The organism is Pedobacter nyackensis (assembly GCF_900176505.1).
GTDB classification, from domain to species: domain Bacteria; phylum Bacteroidota; class Bacteroidia; order Sphingobacteriales; family Sphingobacteriaceae; genus Pedobacter; species Pedobacter nyackensis.
This window is the reverse complement of record NZ_FWYB01000006.1, coordinates 194174-218617: the sequence shown is the minus strand read 5'-3', so window position 1 is coordinate 218617 and position 24444 is coordinate 194174. Positions and strand designations below refer to the sequence as shown.

The 24444-nt window shown below is 36.4% G+C and carries 21 protein-coding genes and 1 tRNA gene; 8 read left to right on the top strand and 14 right to left on the bottom strand.

Annotation, left to right across the window (positions count from 1 at the left end; translation table 11 throughout):
• Positions 1–53: 53 nt before the first annotated feature.
• The 7 genes from B9A18_RS13195 to B9A18_RS13165 form a co-directional block, all read right to left on the bottom strand.
• The gene (locus B9A18_RS13195; RefSeq protein WP_084289786.1) at positions 54–1166 is read right to left on the bottom strand and encodes a glycosyltransferase family 4 protein; all 1113 of its coding nucleotides are present in this window, start codon (positions 1164–1166) and stop codon (positions 54–56) included.
• Positions 1160–2017 carry a glycosyltransferase family 2 protein gene (locus tag B9A18_RS13190; protein ID WP_084289785.1) on the bottom strand — a complete coding sequence of 286 codons (858 nt, stop codon included), beginning with the start codon at positions 2015–2017 and terminating at the stop codon, positions 1160–1162. The genes B9A18_RS13195 and B9A18_RS13190 overlap by 7 nt, the downstream gene beginning before the upstream one ends.
• A gap of 4 nt (positions 2018–2021) precedes the next feature.
• Complete coding sequence (locus tag B9A18_RS13185) at positions 2022–3191, bottom strand: DegT/DnrJ/EryC1/StrS family aminotransferase (RefSeq protein WP_084289784.1); 1170 nt, start codon at positions 3189–3191, stop codon at positions 2022–2024.
• Positions 3188–4630 carry a lipopolysaccharide biosynthesis protein gene (locus B9A18_RS13180; protein ID WP_084289783.1) on the bottom strand — a complete coding sequence of 481 codons (1443 nt, stop codon included), beginning with the start codon at positions 4628–4630 and terminating at the stop codon, positions 3188–3190. Before B9A18_RS13180 ends, B9A18_RS13185 begins: the two co-directional genes overlap by 4 nt.
• A complete protein-coding gene (locus tag B9A18_RS13175; protein WP_084289782.1) occupies positions 4627–5178 on the bottom strand; it encodes a UpxY family transcription antiterminator in 552 nt (183 codons plus the stop codon). The genes B9A18_RS13180 and B9A18_RS13175 overlap by 4 nt, the downstream gene beginning before the upstream one ends.
• Before the next feature lie 121 nt (positions 5179–5299).
• On the bottom strand, positions 5300–7609 hold the full coding sequence (locus B9A18_RS13170; protein ID WP_084289781.1) for a GumC family protein: 2310 nt from the start codon (positions 7607–7609) through the stop codon (positions 5300–5302).
• A gap of 44 nt (positions 7610–7653) precedes the next feature.
• Positions 7654–8403 (bottom strand): polysaccharide biosynthesis/export family protein, encoded by a 750-nt coding sequence (locus tag B9A18_RS13165; RefSeq protein WP_084289780.1) that lies wholly within the window; start codon positions 8401–8403, stop codon positions 7654–7656.
• 372 nt (positions 8404–8775) lie between these two features.
• Here B9A18_RS13165 and B9A18_RS13160 point away from each other — a divergent pair.
• The 3 genes from B9A18_RS13160 to B9A18_RS13150 all read left to right on the top strand — a co-directional run bounded on the left by B9A18_RS13160 (position 8776) and on the right by B9A18_RS13150 (position 13807).
• A tRNA-Lys gene (locus tag B9A18_RS13160) sits at positions 8776–8848 on the top strand.
• Between the two features lie 153 nt (positions 8849–9001).
• Complete coding sequence (locus tag B9A18_RS13155) at positions 9002–9910, top strand: HNH endonuclease (protein ID WP_084289779.1); 909 nt, start codon at positions 9002–9004, stop codon at positions 9908–9910.
• Positions 9911–9961: 51 nt separating this feature from the next.
• Positions 9962–13807, top strand: a complete 3846-nt coding sequence (locus B9A18_RS13150) for a hypothetical protein (RefSeq protein ID WP_084289778.1) — start codon at positions 9962–9964, stop codon at positions 13805–13807.
• A gap of 341 nt (positions 13808–14148) precedes the next feature.
• Here the strand turns inward: B9A18_RS13150 and B9A18_RS13145 are convergent, their stop codons facing one another.
• Positions 14149–14400 carry a helix-turn-helix domain-containing protein gene (locus tag B9A18_RS13145; RefSeq protein ID WP_159452661.1) on the bottom strand — a complete coding sequence of 84 codons (252 nt, stop codon included), beginning with the start codon at positions 14398–14400 and terminating at the stop codon, positions 14149–14151.
• 599 nt (positions 14401–14999) lie between these two features.
• Here B9A18_RS13145 and B9A18_RS13140 point away from each other — a divergent pair.
• Entirely contained in the window at positions 15000–15275 is a 276-nt protein-coding gene (locus tag B9A18_RS13140) for a hypothetical protein (RefSeq protein ID WP_084289776.1), read from the top strand.
• Positions 15276–15529: 254 nt separating this feature from the next.
• Here B9A18_RS13140 and B9A18_RS13135 read toward each other — a convergent pair whose 3' ends face one another.
• The 4 genes from B9A18_RS13135 to B9A18_RS13120 all read right to left on the bottom strand — a co-directional run bounded on the left by B9A18_RS13135 (position 15530) and on the right by B9A18_RS13120 (position 18206).
• The gene (locus B9A18_RS13135; RefSeq protein WP_084289775.1) at positions 15530–15862 is read right to left on the bottom strand and encodes a helix-turn-helix domain-containing protein; all 333 of its coding nucleotides are present in this window, start codon (positions 15860–15862) and stop codon (positions 15530–15532) included.
• Positions 15863–15869: 7 nt separating this feature from the next.
• Positions 15870–16223, bottom strand: a complete 354-nt coding sequence (locus B9A18_RS13130) for a helix-turn-helix domain-containing protein (RefSeq protein WP_084289774.1) — start codon at positions 16221–16223, stop codon at positions 15870–15872.
• 108 nt (positions 16224–16331) lie between these two features.
• A complete protein-coding gene (locus tag B9A18_RS13125) occupies positions 16332–16988 on the bottom strand; it encodes a hypothetical protein (protein WP_084289773.1) in 657 nt (218 codons plus the stop codon).
• Between the two features lie 3 nt (positions 16989–16991).
• A complete protein-coding gene (locus tag B9A18_RS13120; RefSeq protein WP_084289772.1) occupies positions 16992–18206 on the bottom strand; it encodes a site-specific integrase in 1215 nt (404 codons plus the stop codon).
• 239 nt (positions 18207–18445) lie between these two features.
• Between B9A18_RS13120 and B9A18_RS13115 the strand changes: the two genes are divergently transcribed.
• Positions 18446–19237: a pseudouridylate synthase gene (locus tag B9A18_RS13115; RefSeq protein ID WP_084289771.1), complete on the top strand. Its 792-nt coding sequence runs from the start codon at positions 18446–18448 to the stop codon at positions 19235–19237.
• Positions 19238–19296: 59 nt separating this feature from the next.
• Here B9A18_RS13115 and B9A18_RS24990 read toward each other — a convergent pair whose 3' ends face one another.
• Entirely contained in the window at positions 19297–19449 is a 153-nt protein-coding gene (locus tag B9A18_RS24990; RefSeq protein ID WP_144009494.1) for a lmo0937 family membrane protein, read from the bottom strand.
• 132 nt (positions 19450–19581) lie between these two features.
• Entirely contained in the window at positions 19582–20424 is an 843-nt protein-coding gene (locus tag B9A18_RS13110) for a VOC family protein (RefSeq protein ID WP_084289770.1), read from the bottom strand.
• 273 nt (positions 20425–20697) lie between these two features.
• Between B9A18_RS13110 and B9A18_RS13105 the strand changes: the two genes are divergently transcribed.
• The 3 genes from B9A18_RS13105 to B9A18_RS13095 all read left to right on the top strand — a co-directional run bounded on the left by B9A18_RS13105 (position 20698) and on the right by B9A18_RS13095 (position 24429).
• Positions 20698–22098, top strand: a complete 1401-nt coding sequence (locus tag B9A18_RS13105; protein WP_084289769.1) for a DUF3943 domain-containing protein — start codon at positions 20698–20700, stop codon at positions 22096–22098.
• 97 nt (positions 22099–22195) lie between these two features.
• Positions 22196–22840, top strand: a complete 645-nt coding sequence (locus B9A18_RS13100) for a hypothetical protein (protein WP_084289768.1) — start codon at positions 22196–22198, stop codon at positions 22838–22840.
• A 131-nt stretch (positions 22841–22971) separates the two neighbouring features.
• A complete protein-coding gene (locus tag B9A18_RS13095; RefSeq protein ID WP_159452660.1) occupies positions 22972–24429 on the top strand; it encodes a L,D-transpeptidase scaffold domain-containing protein in 1458 nt (485 codons plus the stop codon).
• The last annotated feature ends 15 nt before the right edge of the window (positions 24430–24444 follow it).

Genomic DNA, 24444 nt, shown 5'->3' with positions numbered 1-24444 from the left:
CAATTTTCAATGGGTCTGGTAGGGTAGGGTGGGTATCCTGAGCCGGAATATTTTTATAGGTTTTGCAGGACTAATTTTTCCCACTTTGCTGAAGTGTTTTCTGCAGAATTGGTATTGTTAATCAGCTTAGCATTGTTCGCTATTCTGGATTTAAGGGCCGAATCTTCCAGTGCCCGGTTCATAGCTTCGGTGAGGTCAGTAGGACTATTCACCTTAACAAGAAGTCCATTCATTTCATGTTCAATAATATCCGATGGTCCAAAATCACAATCGGTAGCTACACAGGCACAACCCAAACTCATCGCTTCAACCAACACATTCGGGTAACCTTCATTTCTCGAAGAGAGCACAAATAGCTGTGCCTGTTTATAATAGTCTTGTAAGTTTGCTTTAAAACCAATCAGTTTTACCCTGTGCTCCAGGTTCAATTCCTTTATCTGATCTTCAAGTTTTTTACGTTCATCACCTTCACCTGATATCAATAGATCAATGTCCTCCTGTTTTACACCCTTAAAAGCTGTAATGAGCAAGTCAAACCCTTTTTGATCATCTAGTCTGCCTACGGCAAGAATGAATTTTCTTTTATGTACACCCCTTGCTACCGACGATTTAAATTGATTGATGGGGTTATTGATGACCTCAAAATTTTTCAGTTTTCTAAAAGATTTGTTTTTCCTGAAGCAAGGAATCATGCCCTTCGACGGAACAACAATTACTTTTGCCTTATTATAGATGTGAAAGGACAACCAACGCAATAAAATATTAAACTTATTTACCGTAACATCGGGTGTAATCCGTTCTGATACAATATAAGGTACGGCTAGGAGGTTACAGGTAATGCCAGCCCATAAATTAGCAGAAGCCATGAAGGATATAACCATTTTCGGTCTGTGTCTTACTAATAAAGTAAACAGTTTAAAGAAGGTTACAAGGCTATACCATATTCTGAACAGGAAGCTGGATTTACGTTTAACATCAACTAAGGTATAAACCTTTATTTCCGGTGCCAGAAAGTAAGCAGGGTTAGTTTGGTTCAGGCAAATAATGCTTACATCAAAGTGGTGGCTGCTAAAATAATTGCATAAATTGGAAATCACCCGCTCTGCGCCCCCGCCATTAAGTGAGTTGATGATAAAGAATAAGCTTTGACCTTTACGAGCTACCATAATGCAGATATTGTTTGAATTGCATGATTAAATTTGAGCTGCCGTATTTCAAAAATGAGGTATTGTTTAAGGTAGATTTTTAACAAAGTCCTCTTTTGAAGTGAAGTGTATTTGAAGTGCTTAATGATCAGATTGAAATCGCTTAACCTTTTTGATTTTCTCAAGTTTGTATCTATCATGCTCCATACTCCACCGGTATGAATTCTGTAGCAACTCATAACCTCTGGAATCACATAAATTTTCTTTCCGTTACTAACTACATACAGTTTGAACATGCGATCAGCTGCATGCGTACGATGGTACCAATCTTCTGATCCGATGTCAATGACTTGTTTACAGTTTCTGATCATTAATGAACAGATCCTGGTTTCATCCTTTCTGTCATAAAGCAAATCTTCATACGTAAATTCAAGACCAACCGGCGAAGGGTGCACGTAAACAGTTTCCTCATTTTCGTTTATAACCTGGCTGTAATTGCAACATATAATATATTCAGGATTGGCTTCAAGGAAATCTACTTGTTTTTGCAATTTTAAAGGAGAAGTCCAATAGTCGTCACCATCACACATTGCAATGTATTTGCCCTTACACTGTGCCATGGAGCGTGCATGATTTTTTATGCTGCCTACATTTTCTTCAGAGGTAATCAAAGTAATGAGTTCAGGATACATGCGCTGATAGGCTTCTAATATTTTCAGCGTATTGTCGGTTGAGCAGTCTTCGCCAATAATAATTTCGAATTTAAAATTGGTTTCCTGCATCAAGTAACTTTCAATATTTTGGGCAATATATTTCTCGTGGTTATAAGTGATGCAGCATATGCTCACCAGGATATCTTCTTTACGTTCCATGAATTTACTTATGTATGTAGTGTCCGTTAATTGCAGGGTTGGCGTTATTGGCGATTATTCCGTCATAAGCATCTATGACCATTGGTTTCGCTTTCTGATTATTTTGCACTCTAAGGATGATGCGGCAGATTAAATCCAGATCTGAAACCGTTAAGCTATGATAGAGCGGCAAGCAAACTATTCTTCTCGACACATCGTCGCATACAGGCATAGCCGTGTGATCTACATATGGCAAGGTTGAAAGCGAAGGGTAGAAGTACCTTCTACAATAAATCTTCGACAATTCCAGTTTATCCAAACATTTAAACATGAGTTCCTCCGAGTCAAATAGCACAGGGAAATAAGAATAGTTGTAATCTTTGCTTCTGTTTAATTTTGGAAATCTGGCTTTTAATGTGCTTAACCTATCATAATAATGTAAGGACAGGCTTTTTCTTTTCTCCAGTATTTCATCCACAGATTCCAGGTTACACAATCCCATTGCTGCGTGGAATTCGCAGTTTTTACCATTAACACCCAGACCTGAAAATGTATCCGGACCGCTATGTCCAAAATTGCGCATACCGGCCATTTTTTTTAACAATTCCGGGTTCCTGGTAAATACGGCACCACCTTCAATCGTGTGAAATAATTTGGTTGCATGAAAGCTAGTGGTACTGATATCACCATACTCAAAAACTGATCTGTTTTTGTAATTGGTACCAAAGCAATGGGCACCGTCATAAATTACTTTTAACCCATGCCGATCAGCTATTTCCTGTATTGCGTCTATATCACAAGGATTTCCATAAACATGTGTTGCCAATATCGCAGAGGTTTGGGGAGTAATTGCAGCTTCAATTTTTGAAGGGTCGATATTAAAGGTTTCACTATCAATATCTACATATACAGGCTTACAACCTTCCCATACAATACTGCTTGTGGTGGCCACAAATGAAAATGGTGTAGTAATGATTTCGCCACTTAGATTTAACGCCTTAATTGCCAATTGCAAAGCGAAAGTTCCGTTAGAAACAAACAACAAGTGGTCAATCCCTAAATACTCCTTGAGCTTTAACTCGAAATCATTCAATAACGGACCATTATTAGTGAGCCATTGACGGTCCCAAATGCTGTCAAGATATTCTTGAAATTTTTCTTCCTTTGGAAGAAATGGTTTGGTTACAGGAATCATCTGTTTAGAATTAAATGTTTGAAATCTGTTATTGCTGTTAGCTGAGCAAGGGTACTCAGCATTAAATAAGTAGCGGCGTACATTACTCCATCAATCAGTATTCTCGATAAAGCATTCAGGTTGAGAAAATTAACAAGAAATTGATCGGTAAAGTAGCAGAGTAAGCCTGCGGCTGCTGATAGCACCAACGTTGGTAGTATGTCAGCAATTTGTTCTGTTGCCGGGTAGTTGATTGACCGGCCGCTATATATTGAATTGATGTAATAACCTATAAAGTTAAAGAGTAGCTGGAAGTATAGTAAACCATAGATGCCAAAGGGGATTACGCTAATGATCCCGATTACACTGATTGTTTTTTTTATAATCTCTAATTTCAGTATCAGGTCGCTTCTTCCTTTAACTTTTAATATGTTCAGATTGTAGGAGTGAAGCGGATATATAATCCCGGCAAGGCAAAGTATTTGAAAGTAAGGTACTGCCGGTAGCCATTTATCGGTAAGCAGGAATATGAACAATGGTTCTGCTACTATGCATAAGTAAATGAGAATAGGAGCATTCCAAAAAATAACTTGCTGCATCATCTTTTTATACACCATTTTTAACCTTGCATCGTCCTGGGCTATTTCCGAAAACATTGGATAAGTAACCTTGCTGATGGCCGCTGAGATATTTGAAATGGGTAACTGACTAACCTGATCTGCTCTGGAGTAAAATCCCAATTGGGTAACTGAATATAATCTCCCTATAATTAGTGTGTATAAATTCTGGTGAACAGTTTCAATTAAACCTGAAAGTGCCATTTTGTAACCAAAATTGAAATGTTGCTTGAACCTAGCCCTATCAATTATAAAATCAGGCCGCCATTTAGAAAAAGTCCAGTGCATTACCGTTGATAAAAATGCGTTGAACAAACTCATCCAAACCAGACTCCAAACCCCATAACCCATTTTTGCCATGATGATTCCAAGTATGCCACCACCAATAGCAGCCGGTACCTGGATATTTGTTTGAAGCCTGAAATTCATATCCTTAACCAGGAGGGTACTTTGTACCGAATAAAAGGCATTGATGATGATGATAATTGCGTAAACTCTAATTACATTAATCAGCTCAGGTTGGCGATAGAATCCCGAGATGAGTGGGGCGGCTAAATAGAGTAGGAAGTAGATTAAGACGCTTCCTACCAGGTTGAAATAAAACACCGTCGAGTAGTCTCTGTTATCGGCATCGTTAGTTCTGATCAGTGAGGAACCAAGTCCGCTATCCATTAATGAATTGCCAATGGCAATAAACAAGGATAACATTGCGATCAGTCCGAATTCAGCCGGAGCCAGAATTCTGGCCAGCACAATCATAATTAAAAAACCGACTATCTTTATGATGAATTGCTGACCGAGGGACCATAATATTCCAGAGATCGTTTTTAATTTGAGGCTCATACATAAGTAGGTTGCACATTAGCCGTATTTAACATTATGTTACTTATCGGAACATTACTTACCAGGGCACAGTTCAAATGATCAAAAACCATTAAAACATTTTTTCCCTGAACTTTAATCACTGTTCCTTCCTGGTTATAGAAGATGCCACATTTAATTCTGATGCGGTCGCCCGGATTGATCTCTTGTAAATCTACTACCTCATAGTCGTGCTCCATTTTAGTTAATTGCTCAATTTTCTCTATCACGCAATCTCTAATTACGGCAGGTTTAGCCATGTAGTAGATAAAATTTAATACGCCCAAAGTCTGGCGAACTTTATATTCTTCTCTTTCGTCAATCCACACAAATACATAACCGCTAAAGAGTGGCATATCAACAACTTTCTTACGGTCTGCCCATTGGTGCGTAACAGTTCTTAAAGGGCAGTATGATTTGATGTCCTGCATTTTTAACAATTTGTCTACTTTCTTTTCCCATCTTGGACGGGTATAGATAACCAGCCAGCGTTTTTTCCAGTGCGATTTTGTTACGAATTGATTTTCCATTGTATAGAGAATTTTTAGATTTTAACGGCAATTGTTGTTTCCTTCTGAAAAGTGCAGGGCTTCGCCATATCACTTACATGATGATTTTGATTAAAAAACTCAATAAAGGATGATTATTTTACTAATTTCTTGATAACTCTACTCCGTATCCATATCCATACCCGCCGTATCCATACGCATTGTTGCTTTCTTGTTTGGCATCATTAAAAACTACCATTGGATTGGTTAGTTTTTTGTAATAAAATATGTCTTTAAGTATGTTCAACTGCATTTTATTTGTATAGTTGTAACGTACAAGGAAGATACTCACATCAGTATATGGCGATAAACTAAAGGCATCAGCTACCTGACCAACAGGAGCAGTGTCTATAATCACATAGTCGAATCTCTCTTTTAATTCCTCAATTAATTGCCCGATTTTTGGATGCGTCATGATCTCAGCCGGATTTTCCGGCACAGGTCCACAGTCAATCACCAGCAAGTCGTTAAACCTTCTTGAATTTACAATGAGCTCGTCAACTGTAATCTCATCGTTCATTAAATAGTCTGTTATGCCTATTTTAGCTTTTAAATGCATCTTGTACATCAATTGCGGTTTACGCAGATCAAATTCTAACAGTACAACCCGTTTGTTGATAGAAGCGAGTGTAACACCCAGATTGATGGAGAAAAAGGTTTTTCCTTCCGCCTTCATGCAGGAGGTAACCAAAAGCACCTGGTCTGGCTGACCTGAATTCATAAAATGCAGGTTACTTCTAATGTATCTGAAGAGCTCTGACATGGTAGAGCGGCTATTGCGTTCTATGACAGATACTTCATCTTTTTTCAGGTGGCTCAGCACGCCCAGTACCGGTACACCGGTAAGCAATTGGATATCTTTTGCATCGATTACTTTGGTGTTCAACATCGACCTGCCGTAAATTATTCCTGCTGGAATAATACAACCAAATAAAGTAGCAAAAAGGTATACCAACTGTTTCCTGGGACTTGTAGGTATACTGTTGTAAGCTGGTTTGTCGATAACTTGTGATGTTGGTACTGTTGCTGAAAGTGACAGTGTAGTTTCTTCTCTTTTCTGCAATAAGTATTTATAAAGCCCTGCTTTTACGCTCTGCTCTCTGCTTCGTTCTAAAATTCCCCGTTCTACAGCCGGAACCTGACGAATCTTGTTGTCAAATTTTGAGGTCATCGCCTGCAGGTTGTTTCTTTCGATCTGCAATCCTTTTTTAATGTTTTGTAAGTTTTCCTGAATATTTGATTTTAAACTCTGCATTTGTGCAGTAAGGTTTACCAGTAAAGGATTACCCTCTTCCGAAGTACGCAGCATTTTAATTCTTTCCTGTTGCAGTGAATTATATTTGCTGGTCAAATCATTTAACGTGGCATTATTGATACTTAGCGAACTCGGTACTAAATTCAGATTATTGGTATTTCCTACGTATTTTTCCAATGATTCCAGTACACGGAGTTGAACATTTGTAAAAGATAACATTTGATTGTATTCGCCCGATTTAGCGATGTTCAGTTGCGATTCCATACCTACATCGGAGATCATGTTGCTCTGTTTGTAGTTTTCTACATCCTGTTCAACAACTGATAAATCTTTGCTCAGGTATTTTAGCCTGTTGTCAATAAAGTTGATTGTATTTACAGCAATAATATTTTTTCTGGTTACATCTTCCTCATTATAAGTCCTGATCAGTTCGGTCAATATATCAATACCTCTTTGTGGCACCCCGTCATTAAGGCTGATGGAGATGGTGTTCGCATCTTTAATTACCGGCATCACTGTTAGTCCCGCCAAACTGTAAGCTTCGGCCAACAGGTTGAGGTCGCGAAACTTGATCTTGGTAGGTTTTTGGTTCTTTTCAAAAGCAGGACCTTTATCTACAACAATTTGATATCCAGGCTTTTTTATTAGCTCACCATACTTAAATACGTATTCCTTATCTTTATCCTTTAAGCTAAATTTGTCGTCCTTTAAAGGTTTTACAACTAGCTCTTTGCTATATCCCAAAGCATTTATTGCTAGTATTTTAACTTTGATAGGTAGGTTGTTGGCATAAAGCTCCTTCTCTCTTAAAGTTTCCTTCTGGAAGTAGGAAGTTTCTAATGATAGCTTTTTTAATACTTTGTAAATCAGATCTCTTGAGCGAAGTACTTCTATTTCATTGTCAGCTTTCCTGTCAATTTTAAACATATTCAGGTCACTAAAAGCACTTTCTTTTGTTGCTCCATCTCCCTGTTTATCATCTTGAACCAATAAGGTACTGGTGACTTTATATTTAGGAGGGGTAATGGCCAGGTATAAATAAGCGCCCAGAAAGCTTAATGTAATGGTGATGGCAAATACATACCAGTATTTAAGACATTTTTGAAAAATATCCTTTAAATCTTCTAACATGGATGTTTGATGAGTAGGGGAGTTCATGTCTTTATGTTTTATATTAATAATTATGTTTTATATTAATAATACTATCTGATTAATGCAGTTATAAGTACAGCTACTGCTGAAATGCAGGCAGTTATGATCGGTAAAGCACGGTTGTTTGGACTGAATTCTTTCTCTTTAGATTTATCTGGTTCTACATATACAATGTCATTCTGTTTCAACTGGAAATAAGGAGATTGGAAAATATCCTTATCATTAAGGTTAAGTCTAACCATATTCCGTTGTCCATCCGTTTCACGAATGACCAGTACATTCTCTCTTTTTCCATAGACCGTCATATCACCAGCCATGCCCAGCGCTTCGAGCAAATTGATCTGGTCACTTGTAACTGTTAGTGAGGAAGGGTTGTTGACTTCTCCGATAACGGTGATTTTGAAATTAATTAATTGTAAATTGACAATAGGATTCTTGATTTGTTTACTCAACTCCTTTGTAATCAGGTTTTGAGCCTCTTCAAGATTTAATCCTTCAACTTTTACATCGCCTATTCTTGGCAATTTTACATAACCATCGTTATTCACCCTAAAGCCTGTTTTGACTGCGTTTGGATAGCTATTAGGGGTTGTACCATTAAATAAAGCGTCATACTCGGTATTTAAGCTATTTAGCGTTACGCTTATCAGATCATTTTTTTGAAGTTTTAATTCAGCTTCGTTAACCTTGACCTGATTCTTGACAACTTCAGATAGGTTACTGAAATAGACAAGATTTCTCTGTGGAGCACATGCCATTAGGTAGAAAGCTGCGATTATTACAAACAATAAATTTCTCATTTTGATAAAAGCTAAATTGTTTCACTAAATAATATTCTTTAAATCTGTAGAATAAAGTTATATAAATAATATATCAGGAAATATGCACTACATGCAGTTGTATTGTAGGTTGTAAACCTTGTAAAAAGTGGTTTACAAAAAGTGTACAATGTTGTAAACAAGTTGACAATGTACCTTACAGTAGGGAGTGCTTTTGCTTTAAAGTATTGATTATGAGACTTGGTTTGCCCAATCAAATTCTGCTTAAAACAGGAGATTTCTTTGTATCAGCCTGATTTTTTTAATTCGGGATGTAAAGCGTAATGTTTTTTCACTTTTTTTTAGGAGAATAAATTAATAATCCTATCTTTGCAGCCTCTTCAAACAGAGAATGATTCCGTAGCTCAGCTGGTAGAGCATTACACTTTTAATGTAGTGGTCCTGGGTTCGAATCCCAGCGGGATCACAAGAAAAGCAAAAAGCCTCTGTAAGTCAAATACTTACAGAGGCTTTTTACTTTTACCGTCAATATTACTGTCAAAATTCAAATTTAGTGGAATCGAGAACTCCGATTGTTCCGATATTTTTTATAAATTGTCGAGAATAAATACACTCTTAAATGTTTGCAATTTCTCCTACTGATAATAACTGGTTTTACTACCTCAAAAAAAACAACTTCAACTCGACCGTAAATTTTTGGACACCGACCCCATGGAATATTAAAGGCCTTAATAAGGGAGACAAGTTTTTTTTTATGTTAAAAGCTCCCATTAGACTTATAGGAGGTTTTGGGGAGTTCGTTGAATATAAAAATTTAACGGCAGAACAAGCTTGGATTGAATTTGGATTTAGGAATGGAAGGGATTCAAAACAGAATTTTATTGATAGCATTCAAAAATATATTGATTCAAATAGCAAGAAATTTGGAAAAAAAACTATAAACGCAAATACGTATACTATTGGCTGTATTATATTACAAAACTGTCAATTTTGGGAAAATGAAGAATTCAAGCAACTTGATAAAGACAAAATCAAGTTTTCGAGTCAAATAGTCAAATTAAAATATTTTGATGATGCTCTTAACATGTTAGACCCATCTTCTTTGATAGAGCGATTCCATCCATTAAAGGGGCAACGTGAAAATTTGTTTACTCAAGTAAATGGTCGGATAGGCCAAGAAAGATTTAAATCTGCCGTGCTTAAAGCGTATAATCACAGATGTTGTATAAGTGGCGACCCAACACCTGAGCTATTGGAAGCGTCCCATATCCAATCCTATCTAAACATTAATTCTAATCATATTCAAAACGGAATTCTTTTAAGAATTGATTTACATAGATTATTTGACAATGGACTATTGTATATAGATGAGGAATATACAATACACATAAGTTCCGTTTTAAAAAATGATTATTATTATAGTTTTTGTGGCAAGAAGATAAATCTCCCCACTAATTCAAAAGATTACCCCTCAGTTGAGGCTCTAAAAATAAAAAGAAATGATTTCCGAACCACAACATATCCTTAAACCAATGACAATAATAAAATTAAATATTTTTGTGTTTAACATTTTTCAACTATGAAATTAAAAATCTTCTTTTCATGGCAGATGACTACTGACGTGAAATACAATAAAAGATTTATATTGAATTGTATAGAAAAAGCGGTTAAGAAACTGAAAAATAAACCGGAATTTTCAAATATTGAATTTATAATTCTTGAAGGGATAACTGGTGAAGCTGGTTCTCCACAAGTCGCATCTCTAATTGTCGATGAAAGGATTCCAAATTGCGATATTTTTATAGCTGATTTATCTGTCGTAAACCACATTTCTTGGCTCGGCAGAGAGATTCAAAATCTAACTGGCAATAAATACAAACCGTTTCAGAATAATAACGTTATCTATGAGTATGGGGTAGCGTATAACTCCCTTGGAGAACAAAAGATAATTGGTGTTTTGAATAGCGCATTTGGATCGCCTAACCAAAACCCCTCTAACATACCATTTGACTTAGCTCATATTAGATTTCCGATTGAATATAATTACTCAAAAGACAAGGATAAGAAAGAGGAGGTAGAAAAACAATTGGTTTCGAACTTGACTAAAGCAATAAAAGATACTGCTATTCACGCACTTCAGAGTCAAAAGGAAAAATATAAACCATTAATTGTTTGGACTGAATGGGAAAAAAACATCTCAACTTCTCAGGAATTTTATGTTAATGAAAAAATTAATGAAGTCGTAAAATTGACAAGGCAAGGAATTTCTAAGCCAGAGGAAAGTATTAGACTGCTTGGGCTATCCGGATTAGGCAAAACAAGAATAATGCTTGAGGCATTCCGAAATGTTGATGATAGCGAAGAATCAGTGATTTTAACAAGTAGGATTCTTTATATAAACTATAATAACTATTCTCAAGCCGATTTCCAAGGTATATTTACTAATCTTCAAAATCAGGGCGAAGATAGAATTGTTATAGTAGACAACTGCCCTCAATCACTTCATAGAAACCTCCTTCAGTTTACTAATCACAAAAAAAACAAAATCTCTTTAGTAACGATTGACTCTAATCCAGAAGAAATTGAGCAAGACAAAATAAATGGGGTCAACTATATCATTATCAAAAAAGAAGATTTAACGAGCATAGTAAATGACATTCTAGAAAAGGAATTTCAAGTCTTAGGGAAAGATAACCTAGATAAAATAAGAGAATTTTCTCAGGGAATTCCACTAATGGCCGTCTTGATAGGCGAAAGCATCAAGAATGGTGAGAAGTTCATCGGGAAATTAGATGATAAAGACCTTTTGGATAAGCTTCTTGGGCCTCGGGGTCAAAATGAAAGGGCCCGAACCATATTGAAATCATGTTCGGTTTTCAACTTCTTTGGCATAAAGGATGAACTAAAGTCACAATTAAATTTCATTGCAACGAATAAAGATTTAACAAGTTTAAATGGAGATAATCAAGTTATTATCAATGAATTCGAAGAAACATGTCACTTTTTTTTAAAAAGAGAAATATTTGAAAGGCGTGGAAGGTTAATAGGAATGCGGCCATTCCCACTCGCTCTGTCTTTGGCTCAAGAATGGTTAGAGCCATGCTCACCTGAAAGACTACTTAGAGTCATAACCAGTATTGCTGATTTACCAGATTTTGATAAAGAAAGCCTCTCAGATGCTTTGTCAGAACAAATGAAATACCTTGGGTATAATGAAAATGCAGTTTATATAGTTGAAAAAATCGTGGGACTTGACAGCCCTTTCGATAACACGGAAGTTTTAAATACAGAACTGGGTTCACGCCTCTTCCGTTCGTTTGTTGAAGTGAATCCAGTTGCCGTAGCTCAAAACTTCGTAAGGCAATTTTCAAATAAATCAAAAGATCAATTGCTTGCAATAGTTGCAGGAAGAAGAAATATAATATGGGTTTTGGAAAAGCTATGCTTTGATAATAGAACATTTTTAGAGTCGGCAAAAATTCTGTTTTCTTTTGCTGTTGCAGAAAATGAAACTTGGTCAAATAATGCTACAGGACAATTCTTACACTTATTCAAATTGATCCTATCTGGTACTGAAGCCAATCTAACTGACAGATTAAAAATTATTGATTGGGGGCTGAATCATAGCGACAAAGAATATGTCGGACTGGCCATTAGTGCGATGAAAAGCGGACTAAGCTATGGACACTTTGGTCGGTCAGGTGGTGCTGAAAAACAAGGCATTAAAGTACTAACAGATTTTTACCCTACATTTCAAGATACTAGAGAATATTGGAATAATATTTTGGATCGGCTATTTAAAATAACTTGCCAAGGCAATGAAAATTCTCAATTGGCAACAGGGATAATGTCTGATAGTATCCGTTCTGTTTTCAGGGCGGGGTTTGGAGAACTTATTTTACCATATCTACAAAAAATTGCAGAGTTAAAAAGCGATGATTGGGATGAGGCTCTTGAAAACCTAAAGCTCACTAGGAAATATGAGAAAACTAGTTTAGAAAAACAAACTCAGCTAGATTTAGAAGAAATAATCAATAAATTGACAAAGTCAGATTTCATAAGCCGTTTTATAAATGTCGGTGCAGACTATTATAGTAACTATTCTCGTGTCGGATCTGCGGAGAAAATATTGCTTTTAGTCTCTGAATTTGCTAAAGAATTTGTTGAATCTGAATCAGAATGGCCTGATTATATAATGGCGATCACATCAAATAAATATGATTATTCATATCATTTAGGAAATGGAATCTATTCTCTGATAAACTCAAGCAATGATAGGGTCTTTCATTTTATTGATCTTTCAGTGAAATCGTTAAAAGTCCTTTCTAAAGAAGATAGAAATCCAACTATTTTAGGTGGTTTTCTATCAAAAGTTGACAAGGATGTAAAATTGAAGTTTTATCAATCCTTATATGGGGATGAGCAATTAGATTATCTATTATTTTATTTCTTGTCGATAGATATTGAAGGAGCTGAAAATTTCAATCTACTTTTTAATTTGATTGATAGTGGGAAGTATAATGTTGATGAATTCTCTGCCTTTGCATATAGCAATGCTTTTTCAGATCTGAGTTTCCAGGAGTTAAAGGAAATTAGTAGGAAATTTTTTACGTATGGCGAAAGTGGATACGCTATAATCTTTGATATTTTCTTCAACTTGGGCTATAATAATGAGGAATTAAAAAATATGCTTTCTCCAATTTTCAAGGAGTGCATTCTGAGATTAGGCGTAAATAGAAATAGAAATCGACAACTCGACCAATACAAATGGACCGAAACAATTTCTTCGATATTAAAAGATGAAAATGAAGAGTTGTTTGCAATATCAATCAACGACTCAATTATTGATTCTATTGGAATAAATTTCTCCTATCATTTAGATCATGAAGTTCAAAATATTTATTCAATTCTATTGAAAAGACATTTTCTAGCAGTTTGGCCGAAATTATCTAGAGCATTGCTTTCAGAAGAAGAAGATTATCTAGTTTTTTATGAATTAAAAAACCTTCTTGGTTCTCATATTGGTGGTGTCGGAAGAAATATTGGGGTGTTATTTGATGGTGATATTGAATCAATATTCAAATGGTGTCATGAAAATGAACCATTAGCACCGACTCGCTTGGCGGAATTAATTCCAATTTTTGGAAAAAATAATGACGACTACTCTGAGCTTCATCCACTCTGTGCAAGGCTAGTTAATGAATTTGGTCACATTGAATCTGTGCTTGACAATCTAAGCGCAAACATGGGAACTTACTCATGGATAGGAAGTGTAGTTCCTTTGCTAACGGCCAAATTGAATATCTTTAAACATCTTGCAACACATTCAAATCTAAATGTTGCTCAATGGTCAACGAGATATGTAGCATATACAGAGCAACAAATCCAAAACGAAAAAAATAGAGACGAGGAATTATATCGATAATTGAAAATAGACTATGAAATGATACACTGATAATTCTGTAGCAAGATAAACTGAACCATAAACTAAATATCTGAGTTTAAAGTCAGACCTGTTTGTTGCTTATTTTTCTGGTGAGTGGAGTTTGCCTATAACATACGGGAACGTGTCTCATTACTGGGACTAACTTTATATGCTTGCTTTATTTTGGTTTACACCTTAGGTATCTTTTAATTGAGAGTCTTGTTTTCTTTTTCGGGATACATCTAAAGCTTATCTTAGTTATAGATATTGTTCATGTAAACTCATTAAACATCTTATTATTAATATGTTGGTGTGTTGTTTCGGCGCGAAATCCGGAGGAGTTATTTTTTGCTTTTAGCTTTTAGATCTGAAAAATCAAAAAGTTCCATTGCATTAACTTTTAGCAATTTGGCGTAGGTGGACACATGGCTAATACTGGTATTAATTTGTCCTAACTCCGTTCTGGCTATTTGGCTCTGTGATATTTCTGTTAATAATGAAAGCTGTTCTTGAGAAATACCTTTCTCTTCGCGGACTTGCTTTAGCTTTTGGCCAAACTTTTTAATAAAATCTTCGTCTTTTAAATACTTCACAGGACAAATAGACACCTATAATACAAAATAATTAATAGCAAATTTGCTATTAAAATAAATACTACTTACATTAGCTTATATGAATAAATAAACGAACGAATAATAAAATTGCAGTTCTATAATCGGTGATAAGGAATTGCTTGCAAGCCTCGCAACTAAATCTGACAGTTTAATCCCGCGAGAGTAAGTTGAGCAACCAAAACCCTATATTTGTGATAGGGTTGGTGCTCGCTTATGTCTATGTGGGAACCTTTCGAAAGAAAGGACGGCTTTGTCAGAGCCAAGTTACATTAGACTGAGTGAGTTACCAGCCCTATTTTTTTTATCGCTGGCATTCAGTTCTTGAGGCTTATTTAATGTTGGAATTAAATGAGATCAAATATGGAAATGCAATCTTTGTCAATAACTAGTAAACATTCAAAGTCCCTTAAAAGCCTTATTAGGCTATTAATCTGGAAATTCAGAAAACAACATCTTGCTGTTTCGTTCAAACTACACCATTGAAAGAATTATATCCCATTGGTAAACAGCTTCTTTGCTGGCGAAATGTCAATCAACAGCCAATTATTTAATGCAATATAAACCTAAATCAAATTACTATGGAAGATGTTATGAAAAGGCTGAACTATCAGCCTTCCAGTCTAACCAATTACGAACTGGAAAATCCTGAAAATGTAATTGAATGTTTCTTTGAAAATTATTCAATTCACGAAATCAGAGAGAATTTATGGGAGCTTTATAAAAGCTGGACGTACCACGATTCAGAATACACTGATACAGGTGAAATCAGGGCAATGATTCTTTTCTATACCCAGATCATCGGGTTTTTGAACGCTTCCTTTATTACTACAGAAAAGAGAAAAGAGGCGCAATAGCAATTATATTTGGGGCTTGCAGCAGTGACAGGTGTTCTGTCTGTCTGTCTGTCTGTTTCGGCTAAATCCTTAAATCGGGCGAAGCCGATAGGCCGCGATGTGTAGTGGATAGCCTTTAGGAAAGTTTTATTATCAATAAAAAAGCCCCGATTTCTCGGGGCTTAATTCTTAATTTTAAATGGTATAAGTCCTATAACATATACCAAAGTATCCCACCGATGGCACTAACTTTACATCATTGCTTTACATCCCTGTCAAACATGCTTGCTGAGGTAAGTAGGTAGTCTTTCATTAAAAGAGAAGTTAACCTTCTTGTATCGCTCAATATATGCTCTGTCAAAAAAGCGTTGATTACCTTTTTTTATGCTCATTATTTTATCCTGCCTTATCCAGTTGTTGAGTGTGGTTCTGGATATATCAAAATAAGCTGTTACTTCATTGGTTGTCATCAGGCTTTCTTCTGCTCCTTCGTTTTTCCGAGGTTTTGTTCCTCCGAAGACCCTGTTAAAAAACTCATCTGCTTTTTGATCAAATAGCTTTGTAAATTCTTCTCTGAATTCTTGAAGAGTCATTGGTAAATATCTCATATCCCAGTTAAATAAGGTTTAAAGAATATTTCTGTCTCTTAATCGCTTCCAAAAGCTCTGAGCGTTTGAAATATAGCTTTCTGCCCATTTTATGGCTTTTTATAATCCCTTTCTTTTTCCAGTTGTGGATTGTAACTTTTGAAACCTTTAGAAATTTAACGGCTTCCACCATATCCATTAGGTCTGGGCTTTCATTAAGGCTTTCACCATTCTTCAAATTAGCACCGTTAAAATTTAAGTTTTGAAGTGCATTTCCAATAACACCATTTAACATGGATTTAAGTGTAGCCATGTCAATTAATACTAAAGGATTTCTTTCTGTTTCTTCGAAGCGTAATGCTTTTGTGTTTGTGTAACTCATGTTTTTAAATTTTGTGAGCTGCAAAACACCTTCATTTTTCCTTCTGTAATGGGAGACTTGTCTGGGGACAAAAATATAACTTACTGTATTTCAATTTGCTTTATTTTACTAATGCTCGGAAATATCTTTACTTACTTTTACTAAAAGATCCTTTAATTCAAGGATTTCCTCAGGTTTATATTCAATATCATCCTTTTTAAAATCGACATACCTTTTTCTAAGTTGGTCGCCACTAAAACCTGTTAAAGCTCCAAAACACTCTGATAAGGCTGAATCATCAAGGTCATTTATTAAAACAGAATTTTTTCTTAGGTAATGCATTAGTAATAAGACTTGACTTTGTTTAATCACAGGCTTGTTATAGTCATGAACATTGTGCTTCTTTCGGGCTTTGTCCTTAACGCCCTCTGGCTGTGGTAAATTTATGTGCTCTGGAAGGGATAGTTTAAATTCCTCAAGACTTTCAATAAAGTCAGTCAGCATCCTTCCAAGTTTGTTTTTAATTGGATTCCGTGACCTCAATTTTATATCCATATCTCGCTTTAACAGATTTATCCACTGATTAATTTCTAAAAGGATTTGTGTTGGCTCTGCTTCAATTGACTTTAGTAATTTAATGGCCTCAATGTGCACCCTAGTAATTTCATCATAGAAAAAAGAATGAATTGACTTATCTCTTAATTCGAATATTTCATAGCTGTAAACATTTGAAATCTTGTCTTTTATGATTTTAATCTGATCTTTAAGTTTAATTTGGTCTGCCATTTTTTATGGTTCTATTTTATTGTTCCAAGCGTTATTCATTTCTGCTAACTTAACATTTTCCGTTAATTTGATGTACTTTTTAAATGTGGCATAATCCTTATGCCCTGTTATTGACATCACCACCTCTGGGCGCATCCCTTTTTCTAAGGAGAGGGTTACAAAGGTTCTTCTTGCTGTGTGGGTAGAAAGGAAATTGTATTTAGGCTCTATTTTTTCAACTTTAGTTGCCCCCTGGTATTTGATTAGTATGGTGTTGCTATTAATCTCTGCCAATTCCCCAATTTCTTTGATGTAATCATTCATCTTTTGGTTGCTGATTACTTGTGGTGGATTGCCTTTGTGCTTGGCTAATATCTCTTTTGAATAATCATTTAGAGGTATCCGTAGAAAATCACGAGTTTTCTTTGATTTTAGTTCAATAAAATCCTGTTTTAAATTCGCGAATTTAAGTTCGGATAGATCAGAAAACCTAAGTCCAGTAAAACAGCCTAAACAAAAAGCATCCCTGACAGTGTCTAGTCTGGGAGGGAGGTTTTTAAAGTGGTAAATCTTTAGTAATTCTTCTTCTGTTAAATAAATGATGTCTACACCTTGTTTAATAACGCTGAACGATTTAAACCTATAATTGTTGGTGTATCCACGTTCAGTAGCAAAGTGCATGAACGATTTGATTGTTTTAATATACCTGCCAATTGTATTGTTAACCAGTTTATGGTCATTGATTAAATAATCTGTGAATTTGCTTTCAAATTTGCTGTCTATACTGTCAAAGGATAATTGGTAACGTTTATCTTCATTGAAGGCTTTAAGTTTATTGAGCGTTACTTCGTATATCTTTTTGGAGCTGGTAGTTTTAGTAATTTCAGCTTCTCTAATATATTCATCAAATGCATCGAAGATGGTAAAGGCGGCTTTTTTCTTGCCAGTAGCTTCTTCAAGCTTGCTTCTGATAAGATCAAGTGTTAAACCGGAGGGGTCAAATTTGGTATCTAGTTCTGCTTTGGTAATCACTCTTTTGAATTCATCCAAAGCGAAATTGATTTCACTTTCATTTGCGCCATTTCTTTTGACTTTTTGATCTTTTGCATTCCAATCTTTATCCGTTGTTTTAAGCTTGGTTGAAAAGCGTATCTTTGAGCCATTTAAGAGGTAAGTAAGTAGGATCGGTCTTTGATCTTTCCTGTTTGGTTTGTCTAAGTAGAAGTTAACTGTAGCCATAGAATTGACAGTAAAAATGTTTCACTGTCAATATTACTGTCAATTTTTGGTTAATTCAAATGTTTTTTGATTTATTTTAATTTATTGAAAACCATCTCTAAATAGTTAAAATGTTGCCTTATTGATATTATTAAGCTAATAATTGATAAAACAAAGTATGTGAGGTTAGAGTCCCAGCGGGATCACAAAAAGCCTCACTTAATGTGAGGCTTTTTTGTTAAACACCTATTACGTCTATAATGCATAGTCAGTCCAATGAAAACTTCGCGTTCAGTCCTTTTGATGAATCAACAGATATTGATGCATTAGCCTCTGGGCTTAGGTTTTCTTTAGATACTGAACAACATCCGCTTTGTTTACTCGCTGCTAGCAAGCTGCAATTTTATTTGCAGCATCAACAAGAATGGCAGCATAATTTTGGATTATCATCTGAAGTGGAAGGATCGGTTATTGGGAAAATGTTCGGTGTGTTAATCGTTCGGACAAAAGAGGGGCGATTGGGATATTTGTCTGCCTTTTCCGGAAAATTAGCAGGGGAAAATCACCATGCTAAATTTGTTCCGCCAATATTCGATGGACTGACACCAGGAGGATTTGTAAATACCGGAATGGAAAAACTCACTGAGCTTAGTGAGCAAATCCGGACCTTAGAATTGATGAAAGACAAAACGTTTAACGAAAATATTAAGCATTTAAAAGAGTTACGTAAAAGCCATTCCATTTCTTTGCAGGATAAAATTTTTGAACAGTATCATTTCTTAAATAAGGCGGGAGAATCGAAAAGTTTAATTGAGGCTTTTGAACAATGCACGGCTACAAAACCACCTGCGGGTGCAGGGGAGTGCGCGGCGCCTAAATTGCTACAGTATGCTTTTCGCTATGAAATGGAACCGTTGGCGCTGGCTGAATTCTGGTGGGGCTTATCTCCCAAATCTGCAAATTGGAAGCATGGACACTTTTATCCCCCTTGTCGTGAAAAATGTGCACCAATACTTGCGCATATGTTATCAGAATCCCAGGATGAGAATTAACTTAAATACAAAAGGCTGTCTAAGAAGATATCTTTTTAGACAGCCCATATTTTTTGTCTTTAAGTAGCTCCTCTAATGACCTTTAGTAGGATTGCAATAATTGCGATAACTAAAAGGACATGAATAATGCCACCGGTGTAATACCCACCTAAAAAGCTAATGGCCCAAATGATAACGAGTATTACGGCAATTAAATAAAGTATGTTTCCCATAGTTTTTAGTTTTAGTTGTTCCTATTATAACCATTTTAACTAGGATTTAGTTTTAAAGTATTTTTTATGCCCTTATCCGTTAATAATTTCCCCGCCGTTAGGATGCAAAACCTGTCCGGTTATGTAGCTGGATTAGGCATTTTCCAGGTCTGCTATCACCAGTTTTTTCATTTTCATCATTGCACCCATTGCCCTTTGACCACGCTCAGGATCACTGATTAGTTTTCCCAATGCTTTTGGAATGATTTGCCAACTTATACCATATTGATCAGTTAACCAGCCACAGGCAACTTCATGGCCGCCATTTCCAGTGAGCTGTTGCCAATACTTATCAATTTCTTGCTGTGTTTCGCATTCAACAACCAAGGATATGGCATCGTTAAATTCAAAATGGTGGTCGGCCGAACTGTCCATAGCCATCATCACATAGTCGTTGATCTTAAATTGCGCATGTTTTACAAAATCGGTACGATCTCCTTCACCTTCAGCGTATTTTAATATGCCCTGTATGTTTGAATCAGGAAATAACTGGGTGTAATCTTGGATCGCTTCGGTTGCCTTACCAGCCTTTTCACCTGTAAACATTAAGGTAGGACAAAACTTCTGTACCGAATCTTCCTTCGTCCCGGTATATATTTGCCAGGAAACACCATATTTATCTTCTACCCAACCATATTTGGGGCTCCATGGATAGCTGTCAAGCGCCATTAATATTTTACCACCGGCTATTAATTTGTTCCAGTATTTTTCAGTTTCTTCCGCGCTTTCGGCCATCACCATAAAGGAAATAGAGGGGTTAGGTGTAGATGTTGGTCCCTCATTGAGTAGCATGATTTTTTGTCCTCTCAATTCAATTTGTATCACGAAATGGTTGGATTGGCTTATCTTTCCTGTACCAAAAACATCAATATAAAAGTCTGAGGCTTCTGTAATTTTACCTTTTATGGTTAGACAAGGATAAATGGAGTTTTTCATAACTGTAATGTTTTAAGATTAAGCATTTTATGCTTGCTATACTAAGTTAGCGTTCTTTATAAGGTTATATGAAGTGTTTAAGCGGCAATTAAGAGGGGAGGTTACGACATAAAACAGATTGGCAGGGCAACTTGTTTTTGTAAAACAGAATCAGATGAAGGTAAATGCTTTGTGGTTTTCAAATCATTCCATTCAATGACGGATGTCATTTGTCAATTCAATGATTTTTATAAACTTTGGCATTGAGTTACCTATTGCCTGAAATGCTTTATCATGGAAAACTCAATTGGATATAAACTGCTGTTGATTATCCTGTTATTAGTCCCTGATTCACTTTTTGCTCAAACTCCATTGTACAGGTACAGGCAGCAAATCAATCAGGATAGTCTGGTTTTGCCCAGTCCAAACGATACATTACCCAAGAAAAGGTTTTACCGTGGTGCAGGATTGTTATTAGCAACAAACCTTGCTCCCTGGGTATATGATAGGTATATTATGAAGGAAGATTTTGCAAGAGTTAGTCTTAATACATTCAGGTATAACCTAAACCCAGGACATTGGGCCTGGGATAATGATCGGTTTATTACCAACCAGTTTTCTCATCCCATGCATGGGAGCATTGCCTTCAATACCTTCAGGTCAAACGGTTACAGTTTTTTGCAGTCCATACCGGCTTCCTTTGCCGGTAGCTATATGTGGGAGACCTTTGCCGAGCGGCAGGCTCCTTCCATAAACGATTTTGTAAATGCTAGTTTTGGGGGCATCATTATTGGGGAAATGGCACATCGGTTATCCGGTAAATTAGTGAACAACAGGAGTACAGGTGTTAAAAGACAGGTAAACGAGGTGCTGGCTTGTCTCATTAATCCGATCAGTGGTTTCAATAGAATCGTTGATGGCAAATGGGGAAAGGTACCTTCTGGTTCATTTGGAGTGGATTCTTCAAAAGCCTATGCCGAGTTTGACGTTGGCTTTCGCAATTATAGTCTGACTAACCGCAATAGTAATTTTGGCTGGAGCGGTCGCTTAAAAGTACGATATGGATCGCCTTTTGAAAAGTGTAAAATCCCCTTTAGCTTCTTCTCTTTAAATTCCGAGTTTGGGAAAGATCATACCAATCAATTTAGTATGATCAATGTTTCAGGTTCAATAAGGGGCTGGCCCCTGTACTCAACGGAGCATACACGTCATTCAGGTAGACTTACAGCCAATTTCGATTATCACAATCTTGAAGACTTCTTTTATGGGGCGCAAAGTGTTAATCTCAATTTGTATTCCAGTTACAGTTATTCCGATAAGTTTCAGGTCAATACAGTCCTTGGTGCAGGGCCGGTTTTATTGGGAGCTTTACCTGATCCCTATATTTATAATGATCGGTCTTATGGTTATTGCTCAGGTGCGGGCGTGAATGTTGGTGCTGATATTAGCTTCGGTAAACATCTTTTCTACAGATTTAATTACCGGGGAGGATGGTTCAAAACATGGAATGGAAATGCTTCCGGCTACGCACTGAATATCATCACAAATGAACTTGGTGCGAATCTGAATCAGCATTTTATTATCTATGGGGAGCCTGGATTTTATTCTTTTGATGGCAATTTTAAGATTGAAAAGGATATCAATAGGACCTACAGGTATTTAAAGTTTGGGCTGAGATATGGTTTCAGCTTTTAGCTTTTTTTATATGACGGAAATCACGCGCTGATGTGCTGAAAATCATTCTTAGCGAAAAATTATAGCCGAACTTTACATGGATAATAATCTTAGAGAAATGAAAAAGCTAAGTTGGACAGGATACTTCCTGTTATTATTGCTTATGGCATGTTCCTCCACAAAGATTACCAACTGGTGGAAAGCCGAAAATGTGGCTCCTGTAACTAAAGGTAAGATTATGGTAATTGGTTTGATTAAGGAACCTGACAGAAGCATACAGCAAAATATTGAAAACCAACTGGTAAGTGGTTTGCAAAATTTAGGTTATTCAGCCATGTCATCCCTTCAGGAATATGGCCCAAAAGCTTTTAATCAAATGAACGAGGAAGCTGCCTTGAGAAAGCTGAGAAGTAGTGGCGTTGATGCAGTGCTTACCATTGTGTTGCTGAACAAACAGAAAGAAAGAAACTATGTTGCCGGCAATATTTACTATTCACCTTATGGCTATTACAGCAATCGTTGGTGGAATTATAACATGACTTTATATAACCGGATTTATGAGCCTGGTTATTACGTAGTAAATACCCGGTATTTTTGGGAAAGTAATCTTTTTGATCTGAGCACTCAAAAACTATTGTACTCTGTACAAACGCAGTCATTTGATCCATCGACCCCTGAAAGTTTAGGTAAGGAGTACGGAACACTAATTATAGAGAACATGGTGAAAAATGGTGCCTTAGTAGGCAACGGGATGAAGCGATAACAGGCTACCTAAAGACCGTGAATCCATGGTTTCCATGTTGTGTATGTGCCGAATGTCATAGGTGACAATGACGTGTGTCATTCTTTAAGTTATTGAAAATGACCATCTTTAAGTGGTTAATTGAACTAGTTATGAGATTGGTGAGCGGTGGTCATTTGAGATTTAAAAGTATAAAATATGCGGTATTAGCAATGCTTGTTTTATCGTTACATTTTGCGTTTCGGGTTGAAGCGTCGGTATTGGGTAGCGATACAATTGTCAGAGCTATTATTCAAAATACACTGATTAAAAAAGGAGCCATACAGTTTTTTCATTTTCCAAAGTCTGTTACGCGTTTTTATAACCAGAGAGACTTTCAGCCTGCTTGGGTTACAGCCCAAAATGACGAGGATAAAACCTGGGAAGCATTGCAAATGCTGGATTGTGTAGCGCAGTATGGACTTCAGTATACTGATTATCACCCTAAGGAACTTTTATACAGTAGAATGCATGATATGTTTGATATCCCATCAAAAGTGAGTAGCCTCGACAAGGCAAGGTATGATATGTTGCTTACGGATGCAGTGATTACTTTTATTAACCACTTACATTTTGGAAAATTGAATCCGCTATCTAAAACTAACAGGATTGATGGTGGACAAACCCTAGGCTTTTGCGCCGACGACCTGCTCATTGCTGCTATACCGCAAGAAGACTTTACAGGGGCGGTGTTAGGGGTACAGCCTAAATCCAGAGCCTACTTTTTAATGCAGGATTATATGCGCTTGTTAAAAGGACAGTATGTTGGGGATTGCTATGAGACTCCTGAACCGGTGGTTAGAAAGCTGGCTATAAATATGGAAAGGTTACGTTGGGCCGATGCCGATGAAAGTATGGGAATATGGATCAACGTTCCATCGTTTTTATTGAGGATTAAACATGCCGACTCGGTGGCACAGTTCAAAGTGGTTGTAGGTAAACCTAAGAATCCAACCCCTGTATTAAAAAGTGAGGTTGTTATTTTCAGGACAGGGCCTGAGTGGAATGTGCCTAATAGTATTTTTACAAAAGAGCTGTTGCCAAAGATATTAAAAGATCCATCTTATCTGAGAACTAATCATTATAGCCTGTATGATCTTAAAGGAGCTGCCGTATCCGCCACAAGTGAAAATCTTGCATCAGCAAGGCGCAATCCTGCTGCGTATGTATTGCGCCAGTCCCCGGGCAGTCATAATGCACTCGGACGTGTAGTTTTCAGATTCCAGAATTTTTATGATGTTTATTTGCATGATACGCCTGAACAACAGTATTTTAAAAGAGAGGTCCGGGCCTTAAGTCATGGTTGTATCCGTGTAGCTGAACCTGAAAAATTAGCTTCAATGTTATTAATGAGCGATGGTGCGGGGCAAAAAATTGCGGAACTTAATCAAGCCATGTCTGCTTACCAGGCAAAAACTTTTACTTTAAAAAGGGCTGTTCCAATACAGGTTACCTACCTGACTTGTGAAATTATTGACGGTTTGATTGTGGAATATGATGATATCTATAAACAAGATCAGGCATTAGAAGAGGCGTTTTACGAAGCTAAAGCACTATTGACATCCAATTAAAGGAAAATGAAACCA

Coding starts and splice junctions, on each gene's coding strand:
- B9A18_RS13195 (WP_084289786.1), bottom strand. CDS start 1,166: ATGGTAGCTCGTAAAGGTCAAAGCTTATTCTTTATCATCAACTCACTT.
- B9A18_RS13190 (WP_084289785.1), bottom strand. CDS start 2,017: ATGGAACGTAAAGAAGATATCCTGGTGAGCATATGCTGCATCACTTAT.
- B9A18_RS13185 (WP_084289784.1), bottom strand. CDS start 3,191: ATGATTCCTGTAACCAAACCATTTCTTCCAAAGGAAGAAAAATTTCAA.
- B9A18_RS13180 (WP_084289783.1), bottom strand. CDS start 4,630: ATGAGCCTCAAATTAAAAACGATCTCTGGAATATTATGGTCCCTCGGT.
- B9A18_RS13175 (WP_084289782.1), bottom strand. CDS start 5,178: ATGGAAAATCAATTCGTAACAAAATCGCACTGGAAAAAACGCTGGCTG.
- B9A18_RS13170 (WP_084289781.1), bottom strand. CDS start 7,609: ATGAACTCCCCTACTCATCAAACATCCATGTTAGAAGATTTAAAGGAT.
- B9A18_RS13165 (WP_084289780.1), bottom strand. CDS start 8,403: ATGAGAAATTTATTGTTTGTAATAATCGCAGCTTTCTACCTAATGGCA.
- B9A18_RS13155 (WP_084289779.1), top strand. CDS start 9,002: ATGTTTGCAATTTCTCCTACTGATAATAACTGGTTTTACTACCTCAAA.
- B9A18_RS13150 (WP_084289778.1), top strand. CDS start 9,962: ATGAAATTAAAAATCTTCTTTTCATGGCAGATGACTACTGACGTGAAA.
- B9A18_RS13140 (WP_084289776.1), top strand. CDS start 15,000: ATGGAAGATGTTATGAAAAGGCTGAACTATCAGCCTTCCAGTCTAACC.
- B9A18_RS13135 (WP_084289775.1), bottom strand. CDS start 15,862: ATGAGATATTTACCAATGACTCTTCAAGAATTCAGAGAAGAATTTACA.
- B9A18_RS13130 (WP_084289774.1), bottom strand. CDS start 16,223: ATGAGTTACACAAACACAAAAGCATTACGCTTCGAAGAAACAGAAAGA.
- B9A18_RS13125 (WP_084289773.1), bottom strand. CDS start 16,988: ATGGCAGACCAAATTAAACTTAAAGATCAGATTAAAATCATAAAAGAC.
- B9A18_RS13120 (WP_084289772.1), bottom strand. CDS start 18,206: ATGGCTACAGTTAACTTCTACTTAGACAAACCAAACAGGAAAGATCAA.
- B9A18_RS13115 (WP_084289771.1), top strand. CDS start 18,446: ATGCATAGTCAGTCCAATGAAAACTTCGCGTTCAGTCCTTTTGATGAA.
- B9A18_RS24990 (WP_144009494.1), bottom strand. CDS start 19,449: ATGGGAAACATACTTTATTTAATTGCCGTAATACTCGTTATCATTTGG.
- B9A18_RS13110 (WP_084289770.1), bottom strand. CDS start 20,424: ATGAAAAACTCCATTTATCCTTGTCTAACCATAAAAGGTAAAATTACA.
- B9A18_RS13105 (WP_084289769.1), top strand. CDS start 20,698: ATGGAAAACTCAATTGGATATAAACTGCTGTTGATTATCCTGTTATTA.
- B9A18_RS13100 (WP_084289768.1), top strand. CDS start 22,196: ATGAAAAAGCTAAGTTGGACAGGATACTTCCTGTTATTATTGCTTATG.
- B9A18_RS13095 (WP_159452660.1), top strand. CDS start 22,972: ATGAGATTGGTGAGCGGTGGTCATTTGAGATTTAAAAGTATAAAATAT.